The sequence below is a fragment of the Streptomyces sp. MI02-7b genome (assembly GCF_033793585.1).
In the GTDB taxonomy this organism is placed as follows: Bacteria; Actinomycetota; Actinomycetes; order Streptomycetales; family Streptomycetaceae; genus Actinacidiphila.
Genome location: NZ_JARAWX010000008.1, coordinates 228,601 through 251,339, shown reverse-complemented (window position 1 = coordinate 251,339; position 22,739 = coordinate 228,601). Strand labels below are relative to the sequence as shown.

The window sequence follows — 22,739 nt, the reverse complement described above, 5'->3', positions numbered from 1 at the left end:
CGCACCAGACTAGAACCGCCCCCGGTCGCGCTCGCGGCCGGGGGCGGTTCCTGAAGGGTGATCAGCGCGTCACAGCACGCACTCGGCCTCGACGTAGCGCTCGACGGGCACGGTCTTGAGGTGCTCGACGGCCTCGGCCAGCGGGACCAGCGTGATGTCGGTGCCGCGCAGCGCCGTCATCATGCCGAAGTCGTCGTTGTGCGCGGCCTCCACGGCGTGCCAGCCGAAGCGCGTGGCGAGCACGCGGTCGTACGCGGTCGGGGTGCCACCGCGCTGCACGTGGCCGAGGATCACCGGACGGGCCTCCTTGCCCAGCCGCTCCTCCAGTTCCACCGAGAGCCGGGTGGCGATGCCGGTGAAGCGCTCGTGGCCGTAGGCGTCCTTGACGCCGGCCTCGAACGACATGGTGCCCTCGCGAGGCTTGGCGCCCTCCGAGACCACCACGATGGCGAACTTCTTGCCCGCCGAGAAGCGCTCGCCGACCCGCCGGGTCAGCTCCTCGATGTCGAAGGGACGCTCCGGCACCACGATCGCGTGCGCGCCGGCCGCCATCCCGGAGTGCAGCGCGATCCAGCCCGTGTGGCGCCCCATGACCTCGACGATCAGCACGCGCTGGTGCGACTCGGCGGTGGTCTTGAGGCGGTCCAGCGCCTCGGTGGCGACGGTCACGGCCGTGTCGAAGCCGAAGGTGACGTCGGTGGAGGCGATGTCGTTGTCGATGGTCTTGGGCACGCCCACGATCGGCAGCCCGTTGTCCGACAGCAGTCGGGCGGCCTTGAGGGTGCCCTCACCGCCGATCGGGATGATCGCGTCGAGGCCCAGGTCCGCGACGTGCCCCTTGGCCCGTTCCACACCGTCCCGCAGGTGCTCGGGGCGGACCCGGGAGGAACCGAGGATCGTGCCGCCGCGGGCCAGGATGCCGCCCACCGCGTCGAGGTCGAGCTTGCGGTAGTCGCATTCGAGGAGGCCCTTCCACCCGTCGTGGAAACCTATGACCTCGTCCCCGTGGTCGACGACCGCGCGGTGCACGACCGACCGGATGACGGCGTTCAGGCCGGGGCAGTCGCCGCCGCTCGTCAGCACACCAATACGCATTGCTCGTTACTCCTGGAAGATCGATCCGGGCGCCGGACGCCGTCGTCCGGATGGACCTGCGACGCACGCGCCGCAACACCTACGTTATCGAGCCGGGCGCGGACGACGGAAACGCCGCCCGCACTGCGGACACTCCCGGCCCGGGCCCCGCTCCCGGTACCGCTGCTTCAGGCAGGCTGCGTGGCGGAGGCGATCCGCTCCGCGCGCAGCGCCTCGTACCACTGGTCGTCCACGGGCGGCAGTGCCCTCACGTCCATCGCCAGCTTGATCAGCATGTCCGCGATCTGCGGATTGCGGGCCATGACCGGTCCGTGCATGTAGGTGCCGAAGACGGTCTCGTTGTACGCGCCCTCGGTGCCGTCGCCGGTCCCGTTGCCGTTGCCGAACCGGGTGCGGGCCAGTGGGCGGGCGTACTTGCCCACCTGCGTGATGCCCTGGTGGTTCTCGAAACCGGTCAGCGGCGGCAGGCCGAGCGCCGGGTCGATGTCGGCCAGGACGTCGCCGACGCACCGCTCGCCCTCGCCGCGGACGCTGACCACGTCGAGCAGGCCGAGGCCGGGCTCGGGGCGGCCGAGGTCGTTGACGAACTCGTGGCCGAGGATCTGGTACCCGGCGCAGACCGAGAAGACGATGGCACCGTTGTCGACCGCGCGGTTCAGCCCGCCGTCGCGGCGCAGCCGCTCGGCGGCCAGCCGCTGCGGCCGGTCCTCGCCGCCGCCGATCAGGTAGATGTCACCGGAGGTCGGGATCGGCTGGTCGGACCGTACGTCGATGCGGGTGACCGGGACCCGGCGCTGGCGCGCACGGCGTTCGGTGACCAGCACATTGCCCTGGTCGCCGTAGGTGCTGAGCAGGTCGGGGTAGACCCACACCAGGCGCAGGCTGGAGTCGCTCATGGCGTGTTCTCCTGTCGAAACGGGTCTTCGGTCAGTTGCCGACGCGGCGGCGCAGGTCCTGGAACGCGGTGTAGTTGGCGATGGCCTCGATCCGGCCCTGCGGCGAGGTGCGCACCGCCTCGTCGAAGTCCGCGCACACCTGGAACTGCAGCCCGGCGACCTCCAGGCGGACCGCCAGGTCCAGCTTACGGTCGCCGATCACCCGGATCGGGTGCCCGGCCAGCCGGGTGTAGTCCACGTCCCACAGCCAGGACGTGTCGGTGCCGTCGGCGCCGCGGGCGTTCACCGAAAGGATCACCGGCGTGGGCGGCCTGTCGATCAGCGAGAAGGTCTCCAGCCAGCCGGCCGGGTTCTTCGCCAGCAGCAGCCGTACGTCGCGGCCCTGGAACTGCACCACGTCGTAGCGTCCGGCCACCGCCTGGACCTTGTACATCCGCTCCAGCGCGACCTTGGGGTCCACGCCGAAGGCGGCGGCAGCGGCGGCGGAGACGGTGGCGTTCGACTTGTTGGCGCGGCCGGGCAGCTGCAGCTGGATCGGCCAGGCGGAGCCGTACGGGTCGATCACGTGGTCGCCGGAGAGCGCCCACGTCGGGGTCGGGCGCCGGAAGCCACACTCACCGCAGAACCAGTCCTCGGAGGGGCGCTGCAGCACACCGCCGCAGGACGGGCAGGACCAGGCGTCGTCCTTCCACTCCTGGCCGGCGGCGACCCACACGACGGTCGGGCAGGAGGAGGCCGCCCAGGTGATCAGGGGGTCGTCGGCGTTGGCGATGATGATCGCGTCGGTGCCGGCCAGTCCCTCGCGCCACTTCTCGGCCAGCATGCGCGTCTCGGCGGCCCGGTCCAGCTGGTCGCGCGACAGGTTCAGCAGGGCGATGGCCTTGGGACGCACGTCCCGTGCCACACCGGCCAGGTACTTCTCGTCGACCTCGATCACGCCGTAGCGGGCCTCGGAGCCGCCCGCCAGGGCCGAGGTGATGCCGGCCGGCATGTTGGCGCCGAGCGCGTTGGAGACGACCTCACCATGGGCACGCAGCGCCTCTGCGAGCAGCCGGGTGGTGGTGGTCTTGCCATTGGTGGCCGAAACGAGCACGACGTCGAGGTGCGTCGCCAACCGGGCCAGCAGGTCCGGGTCGAGTTTGAGCGCCACCCGGCCGCCGATCACCGATCCGCTGCCGCGTCCCGCCGCCCGCGACACCGCCGCCGCGGCCTTGCCCGCCGTCACGGCCAGCTTGGCCCGCGGCGACAGTGGCTCCGCGTTGCCTGCCATCGTCTCCACCATCCTCCTCGCGTCCGGCCCCGGTCGCCCTCCCCGGCGGTCGGCCGGAGCGCGTGCCCCGGCCGTCGCACCGGCCGGAAGGCATCGGTCGCCGATCAGCCTATCCACTTCCCCTACCGGCGCTGAAACGAGCCGCCCCCGTACCCTGGCCCGCATGCCACACGTCACCATCCCCGGCAGCTCCGGGACCGTCCGTCCGATGCGTCTGCTGGGAGACCCGGAGCTCACCGCGCCCTGCCGCGAGGTGACCGCTTTCGACGCCGAACTCGCCGCGCTCGTCGAGGACTTGTTCGCCACGATGTACGCGCACGACGGAGTCGGCCTGGCCGCGAACCAGGTCGGCGTCCCGCTGCGGGTGTTCGTCTGGGACTGCCCGGACGACGAGGAGATCCGCCACCTCGGCCATGTGGTGAATCCGCGGGTGACGCACGCGGGCGGGGTCACGGTGACCGGCCACGAAGGCTGTCTGTCGCTTCCGGGCGTGCACGCGCCCACGCCCCGCCACGACGAGACCGTCGTCGAGGGCGTCGACCTGCACGGCCGGCCGCTGCGCGTGGAGGGCACCGGATTCTTCGCGCGCTGCCTGCAGCACGAGAGCGACCACTTGGACGGCGGCGTCTTCACCGACCGGCTCACCGGCCTGCGCCGGCGCAGGACACTGCGCGCCGCCCGCCGAGCTCCGTGGGCGGTGACCCGCTGACACGTCGGCGGGCCCTACAGCAGCGGGGCGCCGGGGCGGTCGCCCACCGCGGCCAGCCGGCCCCACAGGAGATCGGCCAGGTGCCGCACCAGCACGTCCCGCGAGCAGGGGCGTTCACCGAGCCACCAGTCACCTGCGGCGTGCATCATGCCGACGATGCCGTGGCCCCAGACCCGGGCCGCCTCCTGGCCGTCGGGGCCCAGGTCCAGCCGCTCGGCGATGAAACGGGCCAGTTCCTCGCCCATGCGGCGCAGCACCGGGGCCGAGTGCCGGCCCACGTCGAATCCGCGCTCGCCCTCGCCGGCGTCCTCCGCCGGGTGCATCAGGAACCGGTAGACCTGGGGCCGGGCCTCGATCGCGGAGAGGTACGCGTGGAGGGTCGCCTCGACCCGGTCGCGGCGCTCGTTCGGCGCGTCCAGGGCGGCCCGCAGGTTGGCGAGCAGCGCGTCGGTGTGACGGATGGCCAGGGCGCGGTAAAGACCGCTCTTGTCGCCGAAGTGCCGGTACAGAATGGGCTTGGTGATGCCCGCCTCGGCGGCGATCGCGTTCATGGACGCCTCGGGGCCGTCCCGCAGCACGACGCGGTCCGCGGCCTCGAGCAGCTCCCTGCGGCGTTCCTCCGCCGCGGTCGCCGTTCGCTGGTCCTGCCGCTGGCTGGTACCCACCCGAGCCTCCCCGCCCGTTCGATTTCTCCCGTCTGCGCAACGTAACACCCCAGGTTCGGTTGACATCGCTTACCGGCCGGTAACAGACTGACGTTACCGCAAGTAACCAGCACGTGGAGGGGACCATGGGCGGCTTCACGCTCGAGCTCGACGACGACCAGAAATCGGTGCGTGACTGGATCCACGGCTTCGCCGCCGACGTCATGCGCCCGGCCGCGGCGGAGTGGGACGAGCGCGAGGAGACCCCCTGGCCGGTGATCCAGGAGGCCGCGAAGATCGGCCTGTACTCCCTGGACTTCTACGCCCAGCAGTACTTCGACCCCACCGGTCTGGGCATCCCGATCGCCATGGAGGAACTCTTCTGGGGCGACGCCGGTATCGGCCTGTCCATCGTCGGCACCGGACTCGCGGCGGTCGGCGTCCTCGCCAACGGCACCGACGAGCAGATCGGCACCTGGATCCCGCAGATGTACGGCGACGCCGCCGACGTCAAGGTGGCCGCGTTCTGCTCCTCGGAACCGGACGCGGGCTCCGACGTCGGCGCCATGCGCACCACCGCGGTGTACGACGAGGCCAAGGACGAGTGGGTCATCAACGGCACCAAGACCTGGGCCACGAACGGCGGCATAGCCAACGTCCACGTCGTGGTCGCGGTCGTCGACCCCGCGCTGGGGTCCAAGGGCCACGCCTCGTTCATCGTCCCGCCGAACACCCCCGGGCTCTCGCAGGGGCAGAAGTTCAAGAAGCACGGCATTCGCGCCTCCCACACCGCCGAGGTCGTCCTCGACGGCGTCCGCGTCCCCGGGCACTGCCTGCTCGGCGGAAAGGAACGGCTCGACGAGCGCCTCGCCAGGGCCCGGGAGCGCGCCCTGGGCGGCGAGCGCGTCAAGAACGCCGCCATGGCCACGTTCGAGGCCTCCCGGCCCGCCGTCGGCGCGATGGCGGTGGGCACCGCCCGTGCCGCGTACGAGGTCGCCCTCGACTACGCCACGACCCGCACCCAGTTCGGCCGCCCGATCATCGACAACCAGGGCGTCGCCTTCCAACTCGCCGACATGCGCACGCAGATCGACGCCGCCCGCCTCCTGGTGTGGCGCGCCTCCTGGATGGCGGTCGCCGGCAAGCCCTTCACGTCGGCCGAAGGCTCGATGTCCAAGCTCTTCGCGAGCGAGACGGCCAAGAAGGTCACCGCCCAGGCCATCCAGATCCTCGGCGGCAACGGCTACACCCGCGAGTACCCGGTCGAGCGCATGCACCGGGATGCGGCCATCTACACGATCTTCGAGGGCACCAGCGAGATCCAGCGCCTCGTCATCGCCCGCACGCTCTCGGGCGTGACCATCCGCTGAGGAGCCGTTCCGCGGCGGTGTTCCGGCGGTGCGGCACGGTGCCGCACCCGCCCCCGCTGCGCGTGCGTTTCGCCCGATGCGGGGGGCGCCGCGGAGCCGGCCGCCGGCCGACACCCGCGTCTCCCGCGCCTCGCCGCCGGTCTGAACCCGGCGGGACCGGCCTGGTCGGCCGTACGCGCGGCTGCCGCTGGGTACGGCGGCGGACCTGGCGGGGCGTCCTCGCGGTGGGCGCCGGAGTGCCGTTGCGGGGTCGCGGCACCGTGTCGCCTGCTCCGGGTGCTCTTCTCCGTCCTGTGTGGGCGGTGGGGGCAGGCCGGCGCATTGGTGGTGGGGTGCCGACGGGCGTTCGCCCGGCCGGCGCCGTGAGTTGCTGACGGTCGCGGTCGTCAGCGGCCGCGGCGCCGGTGATCGCGTCGCCGTGTGGCGCGCTCCGGCTGCGCCCCTCCGCTCTTCGTGGGCAGTGAGCGGCAGGCCGGTGCTGTCGCTGTGGCGCCGACGAGCCGTGGCACGCTGTCCGCCGCCGGTGGCTGACGGGGTGGTGGCGCTGCGCGCGGTCGTCAGGTGGGGTGCGGGGTCGCGGCACCGCGTCGTTCTCCTTGGCCCCGCGAGGGTGGTGAGCGGCAAGCGGGTGCCGCGTACCGGCGCGCGCCTCGCCTGGGTCACGCGCCCCAGGACGGGGCGCTGCGGCGGCGGGAGGGGCGGGTGCGGGGGAGGGGGCGGAACGCGGCTTCGAGGTCGTCGAGGGTTTCGACGAGCAGTTCGGCGCTGCGGCGCACCACGCGGTCGTCCGCCGACGGCGGCCACCGCTCCAGTGTCGTCCGGACGCCGGAGAAGTCCGGTGGGCGCCGGGTGCGTACCGCGGCGGCGCCCTGGGCCGTGGCGTCGCGCAGTGCTGCGGCGAAGGGGACGGCGTCGGGCACCGGGGGAGCGTCAGGGGCGGGGATGTGGGCCTCCATGAGCATCGGGACGCGGCCCAGGGCCGAGAGCGCGGCGTCGGCGGCGTCCGCGGAGCGGCGGGAGAGCCCGCGGCCGCGGACCGGCTCGGCGTTCGCGCGGGCCACGGCCTGGTCCCACGCCATGGCCGCGGAGCGCGCGTCCAGCAGAGCGGAGCGTACGGCCTCGCGGCGGCCGGTCCCCGGGGCGCCGTGCGCGTCGAGGGCCGCGGCCGCGTAGCGCCCGGTCGCCTCGATGCGCTCCGCGAGGCGGTCCCGCAGCCGGGGTGTCTCCCACGCGGGGAAGACCGCGTACCCGATCATCGCCAGCAGCCCGCCGAGCAGGGTCAGCAGGACCCGCTCCGGCACGGTCTGCGTCCACTGGGCGCCGGCCATGCCCAGCAGGAACACCACGTACGCGGAGACGGCCACCTGGGAGACCAGGTAGCCCGTGCGCATCAGCAGGTACAGCAGGGCGACCGCGACCAGGGCCAGGGCCGCGCACGGGTACGGCCCGGGGGAGAAGGCCTGCATGACGGCGGTCGCCACGGTCACCCCCGCCAGCGTGCCGACGAAGCGCGCCACACCGCGCGCATACGTCTGCGAGAAGTCCGGCCGCATCACCATCACCGAGGTCAGCGGTGCCCAGTAGCCGTGGCCGAGCGGCAGCGCGGCGCCCAGGGCGTAGCCGGCCGGGGTGACCGCCGCGAGCCGGATCGCGTGCCGGAGGACCGGGGAGTCCGTCCGCAGTTCCCGGCGTACCGTGCGGGCGGTCAGCGGCACGAGCTCCCACAGCGTGGGACGGCGCAGGTGCGCGGTGTCGGCCCCGACGGAGCCCTGGCGGCCGGCCGCGGAGGACACGGCCTCGCTGAGCAGCGCGATCAGCCGTAGGCCGGTGCGCCGGGCGGGCCCGGTCAGCCGGTCCTCGGGTCCGGGCTCGACGAGCACGACGGCCTCGGCCTCCGCCGGCACGCGGACCGGCTCGGCCTTGCGCACCGCCCGCGCCACCGCGTCCAGCACATCGGCGGCGGCCGCCAGCAGCTGCCGGGCCCGGTCGCGCTCGGGCCCCTCTGCGGCCGCGCCGACCGCAGGGTCCGCCAGAGAGGCCAGCACCGGGCGGATGCGCTCGGCCAGTACGCGTTTGCCCCGCAGCGCCGCCGGCCGGCGGCGGGCCTGGCGGGGCGTGACGGTGGCGGCGCTGCGCGCCGCCATCAGCGGCGCGGGATCGAACGGCGCCACGGGGTCGTGCCGCAGCCGGCGGGCGTAGTCCGCCTCCGCCGCGAAGGCATCGGCCAGGGCGTCGCGCTGCGGCCCCCAGCGCCGCAGGGGGATGAGCACGATCAGCGCGGCCTGCACCGCTCCACCGGCCGCGATCACCGCCGCGTGGCCCAGCGCCGTCGCCACCGACGTGGGCAGCGTGACCACGACCAGCATCACCGCGACCGTCAGCGACGACACCAGGCCCGCCGTCGGGCCCAGCGCCCACGCGGTGCCCGCCAGGAACGCCCAGACCGCGATCAGCACCACGAACAGGGCCCAGTGGGCGCCCGCGAGGTAGCCCAGGAAGGTGCTCACCGCCAGCCCGGTCCCGGTCACCAGGGCCAGCAGCGGCCGCGGGCGCCAGCTGCGCTGGAAGGTCGCCATGCCGGAGGCGAAGGCCCCGAAGGCGGACGCCGCGGCGAACACCGGGGAGGCCAGCCACAGCGTCACGCCGACCACGACGGCGACGCCCGCGGCGCCGCGCAGGGCGATCAGCGGCTCCAGCTTGGCGGGCTCCAGCCGCAGCCCCGCACGGGCGGCGCTGCCCACCGCGCGCAACCAGCTCATGATCCAGAGGATAGGACCCGGAGCGTCGGGTAAGCGCAGCGCAAGATCCGTTCCGGCGAGCCCCGAGGAGGACATCCCGCCATGACCGCCGTTGCCCGCGCACCCCGCGCGACCGTGCCTCCTGTGCCGTCCCCGAACCCCGTGCCGCCCTTCCCGCCCGATCCGGTGCCGCCCTCGCCGCATCCGGTGCCCGGTCCCGCACCGGACCCGCTGCCCGAGCCGCCGTCGCGGCCGGACCCCGATCCCGCGCCCGAACCTCAGCCGGAACCGCAGCCGCTGTGACGAAAGGGCCGAACGCCCGGGGTCGCCGGGTATTCGCGTTCGCGGCGGGCAGGGCCCGTGGTTCAATGGTTTCCATGGCCAGCCTCACTGACACCGCGACAGGTCGCAGCGACCTCGAGCCGTTCTGGCCGTCTCGGCAGGAGTACCAGTTCGACCGGGAGTGTTGTCGCGCGGTTCCCGCGCGGACCCCGGCCCACAGCTGACGCCCCCGATTCACGGCTGCCGCCCGCTGTCGGTGTCCCGGTCGTCCCGCGCAAGACGTCGTCCACGACTCCCTCGCGCGAAAGAACCGAGACCCCATGTCGCTCACCCCGTCCCTCCCCGTGCCCGCCTCGGGCCGCCAGCGCCTGCGCGCCGTGCGTCCCGGCGAGGTCCCGCCGCCCGTTCCCGACTTCCTGCCGCCCGGTGCCACCTGGCTGCCCGCTCCGGGGCATGTGATCCCCGAACTGGCCGGGCAGCCCCCGATGGTCGGCTACCTCGTCCTCGTCCCCGCCGAGCAGGTGGCTCCCGCGCCGGAGCCGCCCGCCGCGCCCGTCCCGCCGCCGCTGGTGCGCGTCGACGCCGAACGGCGTGTCGCCCAGGTGCGCGGCCGCACCCTCGACCTCACGTACCTGGAGTTCGAGCTGCTCGCCCACCTCGTCGCCCACCCGCACCGGGTGCACACCCGGGACCAGCTGGTCACCACGGTCTGGGGGTACGGCCACGTGGGTGACGGCCGCACCGTGGACGTCCACGTCGCCCGGCTGCGCCGCAAGCTCGGGCCCGAGCACCGCGGCAGCATCGTCACCGTGCGGCGGGTCGGCTACAAGTACGCACCGCCCGCGACGGGCTGACGCTCCGTGAGCCGTGCGGGCCGGTCCCGCGACGGCCTCGCGACGCCGCCGGGGAGCTTCCGTGGCCCCGGCGGCGTCCACTTTTCCCACACGTAACGCCGGTGGCACGTCCCCCCACCGGACTATGGGTACGCTGTCCCCATTTCCGGCGCGGCCCGGCGCGACGGAGGCAGGTCCGGAGGGCGTGATGGCTGAGTCTCGGGAGTGGGCGCCCCCGGCATCCGGGATACCCGTGCCGGCCGGCTGGCCGGCCTCCGCCGCCACGCACATGGCGCTCAACGGCGTGGGCGGTTTCGACTGGGACCTCGACCGCGACCGCGTGCACCTGGACGCCGAGGCGCTGCGCGTGCTCGACGTGCGCCCCGACGAGTTCGACGGCGACCCGCTCGCCATGCTCTCCCGGCTCACGCCCGACGACGCCGCCGCCGTCGGCCGCACGATCAAGCAGGCGCTCGCCGAGGGCCACGCGTCCTGGGGCGCCTACAGCCGGCTCACCCGCCGTGACGGGCGCTTCGGATGGGTCCGCCTGCGCGGCCGCGTGGTGCGCGACGGCGACGGCCGGGCCTGCCGCGTGATCGGCATCGCCATCGACGCCACGGACGAACTCGCCCAGGCCGCCGCCTGTCTGCGCGAGGAGGACCGGTCCACCGAGAGCAACCTCGTCGTCGAGGTGACCGCGTCCCTGGCCCGTGCCGTGACCGTCCGCGATGTGACCGCCGCCCTGACCGGCAACCGCAGGATGGACCGGCTCGGCATCGCCAGCCTCTTCCTCGGCCAGGTCGAGGGCGGCCGGGTGCACGTGGTGAGCGACGCCAAGGAGACCAGCTGGGTCCCGGAGCTCCAGTTCACCCGCATCGACGACGACTACCCGATGAGCGAGGTGGTCCGCACGCTCACCCCGCGCTTCATCACCTCGCCCGAGGAATTCGCCCGCCGCTACCCGACGTTGTGGCCGCACATCGAGCCGCTGGGCGCCTCGGCCGCGGCCTATCTGCCGCTCGTCGCGCAGGGCAAGCCGATCGGCGCGCTGGGTCTGCTCTACCGGCACAAGACGACGTTCTCCCCGCAGGAGCGCGACCTGCTCATCGCGCTCGGCGGCAGCATCGCCCAGAGCCTGCAGCGGGCCATCCTGTTCGACCAGGAGCACGACATCGCGCAGGGCCTGCAGACCGCGATGCTGCCCCGTACGATCCCGGACGTCCCGGGCGCCGGGATAGCGGTGCGCTACCGCTCGGCGCGACTGGCCCGGGACATCGGCGGCGACTGGTACGACGTCGTGGCGGTCCCCGGGGGCCGGGTCGCCGTCGTCATCGGCGACGTCCAGGGACACGACACCCACGCGGCCGCCGTCATGGGGCAGTTGCGGATAGCACTGCGCGCCTACGCCGCCGAGGGCCACCCGCCGGCCACCGTCATGGCCCGTGCCTCCGCCTTCCTGCACGAACTGGACACCGACCGCTTCGCCACCTGCCTGTACGCCGAGGCCGACCCCGCCACCGGCGCCACCCTCGTGGTCCGCGCCGGGCACATCGACCCGCTCGTGCGGCAGGCCGACGGCACCGTCCGCGTGCTGCCCACCGTCGGCGGGCTCCCCCTCGGGCTGTCCGCACAGTTCGGCCCGGCCGAGTACCCGGTGACCCGGGCCGAACTCGCCCCGGGCGAAACGTTTCTGATGTTCACCGACGGACTGGTCGAGCGGCCCGGCGCCGACCTCGACGACGGCGTGCGCCTGCTGGCGGGGGCGCTGCGCGACGGCCCCTGCGGCCTGCAGAACCTCGCCGACCACCTGACCACCGTCATGGGCGAGCCGGGTACCGAGGACGACATGGCGCTGCTCCTGCTGCGCCGCGACGGTGACGCCGAGCCGGCCCCGGCCCGCCGGCGGCACCGGCACGTCGCCCCCGGGGACCCGCGGGGGCTGGCCGGGGCCCGCGCCATGGTCCGGGACGCCATGACGGACTGGGGCATGCCCGACCGGGCCGACGAGGCCGCGCTCGCCGCCGACGAACTGATCACCAACGCGCTGGTGCACACCGACGGCGGCGCCGTGCTCACCCTGCGCCTGCTCCCCGATCCGGCCCCCGCCCCGGCACACGACGGCGCGGGCCCCGCCCGGCGGCTGCGGGTGGAGGTGCACGACCTGGCCGCCGACTGGCCGCGCCGCCGCCGTCCCGGCGACGGCGAGCCGTCCGGCCGCGGGCTGCTGCTGGTGGACGGGCTCGCCGACGCCTGGGGGGTGGAACCGCACGGTTCCGGCAAGTCGGTGTGGTGCGAGTTCCACGCCCCGGGGGCCTGCGCGCCGGCCCCCGGTACCCCGGCCGGCTGAAAGCACGCGGCCGCGTCCTCCCCGGGGTGCGTTTCGGCCGGTCACGGGCCTCGGATTCACCCGTACGGCTCACCCGCCACGACACGCCGCCTTTTCCCCCGCACGCTGTCGGTGAGGAGCCAAGAGGGAACTGCTCACATGCTGGCCGCGCCGGCACCGGGGAGGTCTGCGATGCCGACGGTGTCTACAAGCGTGATCGTCACCCGAACCGTGGAAGAGGTCTTCGACTTCCTGGCCGACGCCCGCAACCTCCAGGTGTGGAGCTCGGGCGTGGCCGCCGTCTCGACGGAGTGCGTGACACCGGGGGAGCGGGCCGTGTACCGCTACCACTATCCCGGCCGCCACCGCGAACACCGGCTGGTCTGCTCGGTCTACCAGCCCTGCCGCAGGATCACCTATCGGGGACGGCGGATGTGGAGCCCGCTGGGCACCCAGGTCCCCGAGTACGCCTTCCGTATGCTGCCCCACGCACAGGGCTCGTTCGTACAACTCAGCGTCACCAGTACGCTCGGCGGGGGCATGCTGCTACTGGCCCCTTTTCTCGGCTGGGCCTGGCGCCGCGACCTCCCCGAGGACGCCCGCCGGTTCCGCGAGGCGCTCGGCAGCCCCATGGTGGCGCCCCCGCAGCCGCCCCCGCCGGCCGGGCAGGTTCGTGCCGGCGCCCCACGCGCACCGGCCGCCGCGGCGATGCTCCCGGCGGCCGCCCTGCGTCCCGCGCTCCCGCGCGTAGCAGGTCAGGACCGCATAGGCACGGGCACCTGACGGATCCGCCTGAAGTTACCTCGATCGGGTTACTTCGCTGACAGGCTGGACGCCGTAGGTGCCCCACCCCCGCAGGACTGAACAGAGAGGACCCGCAGATGGCGGAGCAGGCCCGCATCGGCGTCACCGGACTGGCGGTCATGGGCCGCAACCTGGCCAGGAACCTCGCGCGGCACGGTCACCCGGTGGCCCTGCACAACCGCACCCCGGCAAGGACGCGGTCCCTGGTCGAGGAGTTCGGCGGCGAGGGCGAATTCCACCCCGCGGAGACCCTCAAGGAGTTCGTCGACTCCCTCGAGCGCCCCCGGCGCATCATCATCATGGTCAAGGCCGGTGCCCCCACCGACGCCGTGATCGACGAGCTGGTGCCGCTGCTCGAACCGGGCGACATGGTCGTCGACGGCGGCAACGCCGACTACCGCGACACCCGGCGACGGGAGAAGGCACTGCGCGAGCAGGGCCTGCACTTCGTCGGCACCGGCATCTCCGGCGGTGAGGAGGGCGCCCTCAACGGCCCCTCGATCATGCCGGGCGGCTCGGCCGAGTCGTACGAGTCCCTGGGCCCGATCCTGGAGGACATCGCCGCCAAGGTCGACGGCGTCCCGTGCTGCACGCACGTGGGCCCCGACGGCGCCGGGCACTTCGTGAAGATGGTGCACAACGGCATCGAGTACGCCGACATGCAGCTCATCGCCGAGGCGTACGACCTGCTGCGGCACGCCGCGGGCAAGCGCCCGGGCGAGATCGCGGAGATCTTCCGGACGTGGAACTCCGGGCGCCTGGAGTCGTACCTCGTGGAGATCACCGCCGAGGTGCTGGCGCACACCGACGCCGAGACCGGCAAGCCGTTCGTCGACGTGGTCCTCGACCGCGCCGAGCAGAAGGGCACCGGCCGCTGGACCGTGCAGAACGCGCTCGACTTCGGTATCCCGGTCTCCGGCATCGCCGAGGCGGTGTTCGCGCGCTCGCTGTCCGGCAGCACCGAACTGCGCGAGGCGAGCCAAGGACTGCCCGGGCCCGGCGAGACCTGGCTCGACAGCGCGGCGAGCGACCGCTTCGCCGACGACGTCGAGGAGGCGCTGTACGCCTCGAAGATCGTCGCCTACGCCCAGGGCTTCAACCTCATCCAGGCCGGCAGCGCGGAGTTCGGCTGGCAGGTCGACCCGGGCGCCATGGCCACCATCTGGCGTGGCGGCTGCATCATCCGGGCCCGCTTCCTCAACCGCATCAAGGAGGCGTACGACACCGATCCCGGCCGCGCCACCCTGCTGACGGACTCGCACTTCGCCGACGCGCTCGGCGCCGCGCAGGACGCCTGGCGCCGCGTCGTCACCACGGCCGCCCAACTGGGCGTCCCCGCGCCCGGGTTCTCCGCCGCGCTCGCGTACTACGACGCGCTGCGTGCCGAGCGGCTGCCCGCCGCGCTCGTCCAGGGACTGCGGGACTTCTTCGGGGCGCACACCTACGGGCGCGTCGACAAGCCGGGCGCGTTCCACACGCTGTGGGGCGGCGACCGTTCGGAGATCTCCGCCGGCTGAGTCGCCGCGGGCCCGCCGGTCCACCCGCCCCCGCGAGGGCGGGTGGACCGGCGGGCCCGGCACAATAGGGGCGTGCGACTGACCCCCGTGAGCTGGGAACGGCTGACCGAAGCGGTGGCCGACCGCGTGGTGGAACTGACCCCGCAGGACGGGGGAGAGCGCCCGCGCGTGGCCGTCGACGGAGCCCCCGCGGCGCACCCCGAGGCGCTGGCGGAGGCCCTCGCGGACGCCCTGCGGCTGCGCGGGCGGCCGGTGCTGCGGGTCGGCGCGCGGACGTACTGGCGGCCCGCGTCGCAGCGTCTCGAGCTGGGGCGGCGGGACCCGGACGCCTACTACGACCGCTGGCTCGACACCGGCGCGCTGTGGCGCGAGGTGTTCGACCCGCTCGCGCCCGGCGGCAGCGGGCGGGTGCTGCCCTCCCGCTGGAACCCCGAGACGGACCGAGCGACCCGCGCGGCGTACGAGGAACTGCCGCCCGGCGGCGTGCTGCTCCTGGAGGGCGCGCTGCTGCAGGGGTACGGGTTCCCGTTCGACCTGAGCGTGCACCTGCGGATGTCGCGGGCGGCGCTGGCCCGCCGGACCCCGCAGGAGGAGCACTGGACGCTCCCGGCCTACGAGCGGTACGAGCGGGAGGCGGCGCCGGGGGAGACCGCGGACATCCTCGTCCATACCGACGACCCCCGGCATCCGGCCTGGACGGGCTGACCGGGCGCCGCTTGCCGCCGCCCCACGGCGACCGTTAGCGTCCCGGAGCACCATGACTGTCGCCATAGCTCCGCTGACCACCGAGCACGTCCCCGAGGCCGCCGCACTGCTGGACCGCTGGTACGGGAAGGTACGAAGAGGGCTGCCGCTCCAGCCGGGACGGGCCGCGGTCTCGCCGGGCGGCGAGGAACTGCTCGGGAAGATCCTCGCCGGGCCGCGCGCGGAGGCGGTCGCCTCGCGCGCCGGCGACGGCGCCATGACCGGCTACCTCGCGGCGACCGCGCTGGACCTCGCGGACGACGACCGTGCGGCGCTGCGCGCCCACCCGCGCTCGGCGCTGGTGGGGTACGGCGGGCACGCCCTGCGCGGCGGCCGTGAGGGACTGCGGGACGACGTGCTGCGCGGGCTGTACGCGACGGTGGCGCAGCGGCTGGTCGCGGACCGCCGCTATGTGCACTACGTGGACCTGCCGGCCGACGACGAGGCCGCGCTCGCCTGGTTCCGCTGCGGTTTCGGGCTGGAGCGGGTGCGCGGACTGATGGCGGTGCGGCCCAAGGGCCGTCAGCCGCGGGGTGTGGACGCCCTGTCGGTACGCCGGGCGGGCCCGGGGGACCTGGAGCGGATCGGGCGGATGGCGGTCGAGGCGGCCCGCGCCGACCGTGGTTCCGCGGTCTTCCGCCCGCAGCCCGAGCCGGCGCTCGCCACACTGCGCACGCACTACGCGGGCGCCTTGGCCGATGCGCGCAGCGGGGCGTGGGTCGCGCTGCGGCGCGGCGAGGAGATCGGCATGGTCGTGCTGGTCCCCGCCGAGCCGGGCCCGGTGGTGCCGGAGGGCTGTGTCGAGCTGGTCGAGGCGTACGTGACGCACGTCGCCCGCGGGGAGGGGATCAGCCGGGTGCTGCTGGCGACCGCGCTCGCCTGGGCGTACGACCACGGGTACCGGCACATCACGGCGAGCTGGGCCGCCGGATCGCCGGTGTCCGCGGGGAATTGGCCGGCGGTGGGGTTCCGCCCCGTGGCGTACCGGCTGCAGCGAGTGCTCGACCCGCGAATGTGGGCGACCCCACAGCGCTGAGGAGTTTGGCGGTTCGAATCACCTCTCCTTGACTGTTAAACTATCGTTGGATCGCGCGGCGAAGAGAATCGTTTCCGCTGCGCGCCTCCATGACTGCCCCGGCCAGATCCCCCCGTCCTGGCCGGGGCTTCTCCTTTTCTTGGTCTAGACATGACCAACTCGTCGGAGTAGCTTCACTATTGGTCCAGACCAAGCCGGTCCTGCAGGCTCCGCAACTGCTCTCAGAACTCCCCCACGTTCTCCGAGGAGCGAAGCATGCCCAGAAAACTCGGTGCGGCCGTCGTCGGCCTCGCCCTCGCCGGGCTGTCCGTCCTGGCCACCGGCAGTGCCTACAGCCACGGCTACACGGACGCCCCGATCAGCCGTCAGAAGCTCTGCGCCAACGGCGCGGTGCCCAACTGCGGTGACATCCAGTGGGAACCGCAGAGCGTCGAGGGCCCCAAGGGCTTCCCGTCCGGCGGGCCCTCCGACGGCACCATCTGCGCGGGCGGCAACAGCCGGTTCGCCCAGCTGGACGACCCTCGCGGCGGGACCGGCTGGCCCACCACCAAGGTGACGGGCGGCCAGAACTACAGCTTCCGCTGGCAGTTCACCGCCTCGCACGCGACCGCCGACTTCAAGTACTACATCACCAAGCAGGGCTTCGACCCGAGCCGGCCGCTGACCCGCTCCGCGCTCACGCTGACGCCCTTCCTGACGGTCAACTACAACGGGGCCCGCCCCCCGGCGACCGTCACCCACCAGGGCACGATCCCGACCGGCCGCACCGGGCGCCACATCGTGCTCGCGGTGTGGACCATCGCGGACACGGGCAACGCCTTCTACGCCTGCTCCGACGTGCAGTTCTGATCCCCCGGTCCTGATCCCCCCGGTCGCGCCGCCGGGTCCGCCGATCCCCCCTCGGCGGCCCGGCGGCGCCACCGTTCCCGGGGTCCTGCCGTGCGGGGCGCCGGTGACCGGCGCCCCGCACGCTCAAGGGGTCAGCTCAGCGTCCACTTCTGGTTCGCGCCCCCGGTGCACGTCCACAGCTGGAGCCGGGTGCCGTTGGCGGAGTTGTTGCCCGTGACGTCCAGGCACTTGTTCGCCTGCGGGTTGACGATGTCGTGGGCGGCGGACAGGGTCCACTTCTGGTTGGTGCTGCCGGCGCAGTCCCACAGCTGGAGCTGGGAGCCGTCCGCGGTGCCGAAGTCCTTCACGTCCAGGCACTTGCCGAGGGCGCGCAGGGTGCCGTCCGCGGCGGCCGTCCACTGCTGGGCGGCCGAGCCGTTGCAGTCGTAGAGCTGGACGGGGGTGCCGTTGGCCGGGTTGGCGCCGGCGACGTCGACGCATTTGCCGGCCAGGCCGGTGATGCGCCCGGTGCCGCCCCCGCCCGAGGTGTCCGAGGTGGTGACGCGCACGTAGTCGACGACGAGCTGCTGCGGGAAGGACGTGCTGCCGTCCGGGTCGCCCGGCCAGTAGCCGCCCACCGCGAGGTTGAGGATGACGAAGAACGGCTTGTTGAACACCCACTGCCGGCCGCCCAGGTCGGCGGGGGTCCTGCGCTGGTAGACGGTGCCGTCGACCGACCAGCTGATCGCGTCGGGGCTCCAGTCGATGGCGAAGGTGTGGAAGGCGTCGGCGAAGGCCTGGCCGCCCGGGAGCGTGTAGCCGGCGCCGATGCCACCGGACCCGGAGTAGCCGGGACCGTGGAGTGTGCCGTGCACCGAGCCGGGCTCGAAGCCGACGTTCTCCATGATGTCGATCTCGCCGCTGGCGGGCCATCCGACGTCGCCGATGTTGTCGCCCAGCATCCAGAACGCGGGCCACATGCCCTGGCCGCGGGGGAGCTTCATCCGGGTCTCGACATGCCCGTACGTGGTGGTGAAGCGGCCGGAGGTGTTGAGCCGGGCCGAGGTGTACTGGCAACTGCCGTACCAGCACTGGTACCCGGCGGGGTTCTCCTTGCGCGCGGTGATGACGAGGTGGCCCTGGCCGTCGAGGGCGGCGTTGCGGTTGCCTGCGGTGTAGTACTGCCGCTCGTGGTTGTTGACGTTGTCGCCGGTCTCGGTCTGCCACTTGCCGCCGTCGACGCCGCTTCCCGCGGGGCCGTCGAACTCGTCGGCGAAGGTGGTGACGGCCGCCGCGGCGGCCGGGGCCGTCGCCGGGGCGCCGCTCGCCGGGCCCGTGGTGGTGAGGGCGGCGAGGGCGAGGAGGCCGGTGATGCCGGCGGCGAGCAGACCGCGGACGCGCGGGCGTCGGCGCGGGCGTGGGGGGAGTGCGTTCACGGGCGCTGCCTTTCATGGGGAAGTCATGCACCTGTCATGTGAACGGGACGGGCCGGGCCGGTCGGTCATGGGGGAGGCCTGAGGTCCATCCGCCTTTGTTCAAGGCTTAGTTCACGTCGTGATTGAACTGCCGGGTCAAGAGCCCGTCAAGAGGTCTGGACCAAGAAGAACGGGCCCGCGCGGGAAACCCGCACGAGCCCGACCCGCGCCGCCGAGGTGCCCGGCGCGCGCCCCGGTCGTCCGCCGCTCAGGTGCCGGGCTTGCGCCCGTACACGTACACGTCGTCACCGGTCTTCAGCATGCTCCAGTACTTCTTCGCGTCCGCCGACCGCATGTTCACGCAGCCGTGCGAACCCGGCGGGGACCACACGCTCCCCGCGATCGAGTGGAACGCCTCGCCGCCGTCGAAGAACTGGCTGTACGGCATGGCGACGTGGTAGATCGTCGAGTAGTGGTTGATGTGCCGCCAGTAGATCTTCTTCAGGCCGGTCCGCGTCTCGTAACCGTTGCGGCCCGTCCGGACCGGCACCGGCCCGAACTTGAGGGTCTTGCCGTCCTGTATCCAGCTCAGCTGCCGGGTCAGGTCGACGCAGGCGATGCGGCCCTTGTTCGTGGGGCACTTGCCCGCCTTGTTCGGCGTGCGGCCGGCGGCCTTCTGGGCGTTCATGATCTTCATGACGCCCCAGGTCACCGGTCCCGCGTAGCCCGCGTTCGGGGAGATGCCGTTCTTCGTCTGGAAGGCGCGTATCGCGTTGCAGTCCGCCGAGGACTGCTTCCCGTCCACGGGCCGCCCGAGGAACTTCTCCACGTCCTTCTGGTACGGCCCCTTGCTCGCCGTGCACTTCGCTGCGGCGTGCGCCGTGCCGCCCCCCGCGACGACCGGAGTCACCGCCATCACGGCCACCGCGAGGGCCGCCCCCGCGCGCCGTCCCGCTGTCGCTCTCGCTCCCATGCTTCCCCTTCCCCGCCTGACCGCCGTGCGACGGCCTCACTCCCTAGGACATCCGGGAGCCGTGGGAGGTTGCGGCGACGGGACGGCGTACCGCAGCAACTCCGCGACGGGGTCAGCGGGTTGGGGACCACTCCAGTGCCTCGCGCACCGTGCGCACCGCCCGCTCCGTGTCCTCGCGGGTGATGTCCAGGTGGAACACGAACCGCAGCCGCCCCGGGTACGCGGCGCACAGCACCCCGCGCCGTGCGAGGCGGTTCCGCACCTCGTCGGCGGTCAGCCCCGGCCCGGGCTCGGCGAAGACCATGTTGGTCTGCGCGGGCTCGACCACCAGTCCCGGAACGTCCTTCAGCGCCTCCGCGAACAGCGCGGCGTGCGCGTGGTCGTCGGCCAGCCGCGGCACGTGGTGCTCCAGCGCGTGCAACGCCCCCGCCGCCAGGACACCGGCCTGCCGGGTCCCGCCGCCCAGCGCCTTGCGCCAGCGCAGGGCGCGCCCGATGAACTCCCGTGAGCCCAGCAGCGTGGAGCCGACCGGGGCGCCGAGGCCCTTGCTGAAGCAGACCGAGACGCTGTCGAAGTTCCCCGCGATCAGCCGCGCCTGCTCGAACGGGTCACCGCCCGCCGCCACCGCGGCGTTGAACAGCCGCGCCCCGTCCAGGTGGGTGGCCAGCCCGTGGTCCCGGGCGAGGCCGGTGGCCGCGCGCAGGTAGTCCAGCGCGACGGGCCGGCCGCCGATGGTGTTCTCCAGGCACAGCAGGCGGGTGCGCGGGAAGTGCGGGTCGTCCGGCTTGACCGCCGCCGCGATGTCCGCCGGGTCCAGGGTGCCGTCCGCGCGGTGCGGCAGCGGATTCGGCTGGATGCCGCCCAGCACGGCCGCGCCGCCGCCCTCCCACCGGTAGACGTGTGCCGACTGCCCGGCGATGTACTCGTCGCCGCGGCCGCAGTGGGTCAGCAGCGCGCACAGGTTGCTCTGCGTACCGGAGGAGACGAACAGCGCGGCCTCGAAGCCCAGGCGCTCGGCGATCCGCTCCTGCAGGGCGTTGACGGTGGGGTCCTCCCCGAAGACGTCGTCGCCCACCGGGGCGTCGGCCATCGCCCGGCGCATGGCCTCGCCGGGCCGGGTGACGGTGTCGCTGCGCAGGTCCAGGACACGGGCGGGGGCTTCGTCGCCGGCTCGGCTGACTTCTGTGGCATCGGTGATCGGCATGCACTCACCCTGCCACGCCCGCCTCGGCGGCCCGCGACCGGTACGATCGCCCGGGTGAAGCCCTACTGGCACGTCGTTCTGCCGCCGCTGTGCGCCTGACCGGGCGCACCCACTGACGGTTCCGACCCGCGCCCCCGGCAGGCCACGTGCCGCCCGGGGCCGCACCGGTGCGCCCGCTGCGAATCCGCATCTTCCGATTCGTGACGAAAGGCCACTCCTGTGCCGGATCTGTCTCCCGCGGCTCCCTCCACCCCCGAGCGCCCGCTCGCGGCCCGAGCGCCCGCCGGCCGTGCCCGGTTCCTCCACGGCGCCCTGCCCGTCCTGACCGCCGCACTGCTGTGGGGCACCACCGGGACCGCCGCCTCCTTCGCACCCGCCGGCGCGGCGCCCGCGTCGGTCGGCGGTGCGGGTCTCGTCCTCGGCGGCCTGCTCCTGCTGGCCGGCGCCCGGGGAGTCCCGGCGCTGCTGCGTTCCACCGGGCACGGCCGTCCGCCGCTGCTCGCCGTCGGCGCCCTCGCCGTCGCCGGATACCCGCTCGCGTTCTACCCGGCGGTCTCCAGGACGGGCGTCGCCGTCGCCACCGTGATCGCGCTCGGCAGCGCCCCGGTCCTCACCGGACTGCTGGCCTGGGCGGCGCGCCTCCACCGGCCGGGCCCGCGCTGGACGGCCGCCACCGCGACGGCGGTGCTCGGCTGCGCGCTGCTCGTCCTCGGCGGGGGCGGAGGTGCCCACACCCGCATCGATGGCGCGGGCGTCGCCCTCGCGGCCGTGGCCGGGCTGTCGTACGCCGTCTACTCACTGGTGGGCGCCCACCTCATCGGGGCCGGCCACGCCCCCGGCGCGGTGATGGGCGTCCTCTTCGGCGCTGCCGGAACCCTCACACTGCCGGCCGTCCTGGCGTCGGGGGCGACGACGTGGCTCCCGACCCCGCGCGGGGCGGCGGTCGTGCTGCACCTCGCGCTGCTCACCACGTTCCTCGCGTACCGCCTCTTCGGCCACGGCCTGCGCAGTACGACCGCTTCCGCGGCCACCACGCTCACGCTCGCCGAGCCCGCGGTCGCCGCTGTGCTCGGTGTCGCCGTGCTGGGAGAGCGCCTCGGCGCGCTGTCCTGGACGGGCCTCGCCGTGCTCGGCCTGGCCCTGGCGGCGCTGACCCGCGAGGACGGGTGAGCGCCGGGGGACCGGCCCGCGGGGCCCTGCGCCCGGGCGGTCCGTTGGGCTCAGGGGGAGTGCTGGAGCGGCTGCGGCCCGGCGTACAGCTCGGTGAAGGGATGGCACGACGCCGCGCCGCCCGCCTTCCGCGACAGCGGCAGCCACAGCGAGAGGTTCAGGCTCGTACGGTCGAAGACCTTGCGCGCGCCGAGTTCACCGGCGGCGCGGCCGGCCTCGGCGGCATCGAGGTGTTCCAGCGCGGCGAGGGCGTCGTGCACCGCCGCCCGGTCCGCCGTGGAGTCCGCCGCGCGCACGCGGAGCAGCCCGATCTGCCGTTCGCCCGGCTGGTGCAGCAGCCAGACGGCCGCCAGTCCCTGCCCGGCGGCCTCTTCGAGGACGGCCGGCCACGCGCGCTCCAGGACCCGTTCCGCGTGCTGGTGTCCCGGGCCGGACCACCGCTCCAGGCGGCTCACGTGATGCGTCGAGGCGAGCGGCGTGAGGTCGTGGGCGCCGACGACCCGCCAGGTGCGGCGGTCGAGGTGGCTGAAGAACGGCCGGTTCCAGAAGGTGACACCCGGCTCCAGTTCGAGCTGGTCGGTGAAGCGCACATAGGCGACGGCGTTCTCCCAGGTGTCGAAGAGATAGCGGCCGCCCACCTCGTTGACGCCGAGGTTCTCGTCCCTTCGCAGGGGCAGGTGTTTGTGGTGCATGCCGGGGCGGCCGTCCATCGCGGGACGGTCGCCCTCCGCGAGGCCGGCGATCTGCCGGACCGGCAGATCGCCGGGCAGGTCGAAGTCGGACGTGAAAGCGGCCTCGGCGGCGATCCGTCCGGTGGGGTAGTCGCGTACGTCCACGGGTGTCCTCTCGCGTCCCGCCCCCTGGCGGGACGCGAGAGCCGGCCCT

19 protein-coding genes are annotated in these 22,739 nt (G+C 73.8%); 10 read left to right on the top strand and 9 right to left on the bottom strand.

Annotation, left to right across the window (positions count from 1 at the left end; translation table 11 throughout):
• Positions 1-69: 69 nt before the first annotated feature.
• From PV364_RS16025 to PV364_RS16015, 3 genes are all read right to left on the bottom strand, one after another.
• Positions 70-1,095, bottom strand: coding sequence for a 6-phosphofructokinase (locus tag PV364_RS16025; protein WP_319660651.1), 1,026 nt, complete (start codon positions 1,093-1,095; stop codon positions 70-72).
• 167 nt (positions 1,096-1,262) lie between these two features.
• Positions 1,263-1,991, bottom strand: coding sequence for a glutamine amidotransferase (locus PV364_RS16020; RefSeq protein ID WP_319660650.1), 729 nt, complete (start codon positions 1,989-1,991; stop codon positions 1,263-1,265).
• A gap of 31 nt (positions 1,992-2,022) precedes the next feature.
• Positions 2,023-3,261, bottom strand: coding sequence for a MurT ligase domain-containing protein (locus tag PV364_RS16015; protein WP_319660649.1), 1,239 nt, complete (start codon positions 3,259-3,261; stop codon positions 2,023-2,025).
• Between the two features lie 163 nt (positions 3,262-3,424).
• On the opposite strand from PV364_RS16015, the gene def reads away from it, so the two are divergent.
• Positions 3,425-3,970 (top strand): peptide deformylase, encoded by a 546-nt coding sequence (gene def / locus PV364_RS16010; protein ID WP_319660648.1) that lies wholly within the window; start codon positions 3,425-3,427, stop codon positions 3,968-3,970.
• A gap of 14 nt (positions 3,971-3,984) precedes the next feature.
• On the opposite strand, the gene PV364_RS16005 is transcribed toward def, so the two are convergent.
• Positions 3,985-4,635 (bottom strand): TetR family transcriptional regulator, encoded by a 651-nt coding sequence (locus PV364_RS16005; RefSeq protein ID WP_319660647.1) that lies wholly within the window; start codon positions 4,633-4,635, stop codon positions 3,985-3,987.
• Between the two features lie 125 nt (positions 4,636-4,760).
• On the opposite strand from PV364_RS16005, the gene PV364_RS16000 reads away from it, so the two are divergent.
• A complete protein-coding gene (locus PV364_RS16000; protein WP_319660646.1) occupies positions 4,761-5,984 on the top strand; it encodes an acyl-CoA dehydrogenase family protein in 1,224 nt (407 codons plus the stop codon).
• 659 nt (positions 5,985-6,643) lie between these two features.
• Here PV364_RS16000 and PV364_RS15995 read toward each other — a convergent pair.
• Entirely contained in the window at positions 6,644-8,743 is a 2,100-nt protein-coding gene (locus PV364_RS15995; protein ID WP_319660645.1) for an FUSC family protein, read from the bottom strand.
• Between the two features lie 581 nt (positions 8,744-9,324).
• Between PV364_RS15995 and PV364_RS15990 the strand changes: the two genes are divergently transcribed.
• From PV364_RS15990 to PV364_RS15960, 7 genes are all read left to right on the top strand, one after another.
• The gene (locus PV364_RS15990) at positions 9,325-9,858 is read left to right on the top strand and encodes a winged helix-turn-helix domain-containing protein (protein ID WP_319660644.1); all 534 of its coding nucleotides are present in this window, start codon (positions 9,325-9,327) and stop codon (positions 9,856-9,858) included.
• Positions 9,859-10,045: 187 nt separating this feature from the next.
• Positions 10,046-12,184, top strand: coding sequence for a SpoIIE family protein phosphatase (locus tag PV364_RS15985; protein ID WP_319660643.1), 2,139 nt, complete (start codon positions 10,046-10,048; stop codon positions 12,182-12,184).
• Between the two features lie 138 nt (positions 12,185-12,322).
• Positions 12,323-12,946, top strand: coding sequence for an SRPBCC family protein (locus tag PV364_RS15980; RefSeq protein ID WP_319660642.1), 624 nt, complete (start codon positions 12,323-12,325; stop codon positions 12,944-12,946).
• Between the two features lie 98 nt (positions 12,947-13,044).
• Positions 13,045-14,484: an NADP-dependent phosphogluconate dehydrogenase gene (gene gndA / locus PV364_RS15975; protein WP_319660641.1), complete on the top strand. Its 1,440-nt coding sequence runs from the start codon at positions 13,045-13,047 to the stop codon at positions 14,482-14,484.
• A gap of 72 nt (positions 14,485-14,556) precedes the next feature.
• A complete protein-coding gene (locus PV364_RS15970; protein WP_319660640.1) occupies positions 14,557-15,189 on the top strand; it encodes a uridine kinase in 633 nt (210 codons plus the stop codon).
• Positions 15,190-15,241: 52 nt separating this feature from the next.
• Positions 15,242-16,264: a GNAT family N-acetyltransferase gene (locus tag PV364_RS15965; protein ID WP_319660639.1), complete on the top strand. Its 1,023-nt coding sequence runs from the start codon at positions 15,242-15,244 to the stop codon at positions 16,262-16,264.
• A gap of 255 nt (positions 16,265-16,519) precedes the next feature.
• Positions 16,520-17,113 (top strand): lytic polysaccharide monooxygenase, encoded by a 594-nt coding sequence (locus tag PV364_RS15960; protein WP_319660638.1) that lies wholly within the window; start codon positions 16,520-16,522, stop codon positions 17,111-17,113.
• 131 nt (positions 17,114-17,244) lie between these two features.
• Here the strand turns inward: PV364_RS15960 and PV364_RS15955 are convergent, their stop codons facing one another.
• The 3 genes from PV364_RS15955 to ltaE form a co-directional block, all read right to left on the bottom strand.
• The gene (locus tag PV364_RS15955; protein ID WP_319660748.1) at positions 17,245-18,480 is read right to left on the bottom strand and encodes a ricin-type beta-trefoil lectin domain protein; all 1,236 of its coding nucleotides are present in this window, start codon (positions 18,478-18,480) and stop codon (positions 17,245-17,247) included.
• Positions 18,481-18,775: 295 nt separating this feature from the next.
• On the bottom strand, positions 18,776-19,423 hold the full coding sequence (locus tag PV364_RS15950) for a L,D-transpeptidase family protein (RefSeq protein WP_319660747.1): 648 nt from the start codon (positions 19,421-19,423) through the stop codon (positions 18,776-18,778).
• A gap of 169 nt (positions 19,424-19,592) precedes the next feature.
• The gene (ltaE, locus tag PV364_RS15945) at positions 19,593-20,684 is read right to left on the bottom strand and encodes a low-specificity L-threonine aldolase (protein WP_319660637.1); all 1,092 of its coding nucleotides are present in this window, start codon (positions 20,682-20,684) and stop codon (positions 19,593-19,595) included.
• Positions 20,685-20,903: 219 nt separating this feature from the next.
• On the opposite strand from ltaE, the gene PV364_RS15940 reads away from it, so the two are divergent.
• Positions 20,904-21,854, top strand: coding sequence for an EamA family transporter (locus PV364_RS15940; RefSeq protein WP_319660636.1), 951 nt, complete (start codon positions 20,904-20,906; stop codon positions 21,852-21,854).
• Between the two features lie 50 nt (positions 21,855-21,904).
• On the opposite strand, the gene PV364_RS15935 is transcribed toward PV364_RS15940, so the two are convergent.
• On the bottom strand, positions 21,905-22,690 hold the full coding sequence (locus tag PV364_RS15935) for a hypothetical protein (protein WP_319660635.1): 786 nt from the start codon (positions 22,688-22,690) through the stop codon (positions 21,905-21,907).
• Positions 22,691-22,739: the final 49 nt, after the last annotated feature.

Coding starts and splice junctions, on each gene's coding strand:
- PV364_RS16025 (WP_319660651.1), bottom strand. CDS start 1,095: ATGCGTATTGGTGTGCTGACGAGCGGCGGCGACTGCCCCGGCCTGAAC.
- PV364_RS16020 (WP_319660650.1), bottom strand. CDS start 1,991: ATGAGCGACTCCAGCCTGCGCCTGGTGTGGGTCTACCCCGACCTGCTC.
- PV364_RS16015 (WP_319660649.1), bottom strand. CDS start 3,261: ATGGCAGGCAACGCGGAGCCACTGTCGCCGCGGGCCAAGCTGGCCGTG.
- def (WP_319660648.1), top strand. CDS start 3,425: ATGCCACACGTCACCATCCCCGGCAGCTCCGGGACCGTCCGTCCGATG.
- PV364_RS16000 (WP_319660646.1), top strand. CDS start 4,761: ATGGGCGGCTTCACGCTCGAGCTCGACGACGACCAGAAATCGGTGCGT.
- PV364_RS15995 (WP_319660645.1), bottom strand. CDS start 8,743: ATGAGCTGGTTGCGCGCGGTGGGCAGCGCCGCCCGTGCGGGGCTGCGG.
- PV364_RS15990 (WP_319660644.1), top strand. CDS start 9,325: ATGTCGCTCACCCCGTCCCTCCCCGTGCCCGCCTCGGGCCGCCAGCGC.
- PV364_RS15985 (WP_319660643.1), top strand. CDS start 10,046: ATGGCTGAGTCTCGGGAGTGGGCGCCCCCGGCATCCGGGATACCCGTG.
- PV364_RS15980 (WP_319660642.1), top strand. CDS start 12,323: ATGCTGGCCGCGCCGGCACCGGGGAGGTCTGCGATGCCGACGGTGTCT.
- gndA (WP_319660641.1), top strand. CDS start 13,045: ATGGCGGAGCAGGCCCGCATCGGCGTCACCGGACTGGCGGTCATGGGC.
- PV364_RS15965 (WP_319660639.1), top strand. CDS start 15,242: ATGACTGTCGCCATAGCTCCGCTGACCACCGAGCACGTCCCCGAGGCC.
- PV364_RS15960 (WP_319660638.1), top strand. CDS start 16,520: ATGCCCAGAAAACTCGGTGCGGCCGTCGTCGGCCTCGCCCTCGCCGGG.
- PV364_RS15950 (WP_319660747.1), bottom strand. CDS start 19,423: ATGGCGGTGACTCCGGTCGTCGCGGGGGGCGGCACGGCGCACGCCGCA.
- ltaE (WP_319660637.1), bottom strand. CDS start 20,684: ATGCCGATCACCGATGCCACAGAAGTCAGCCGAGCCGGCGACGAAGCC.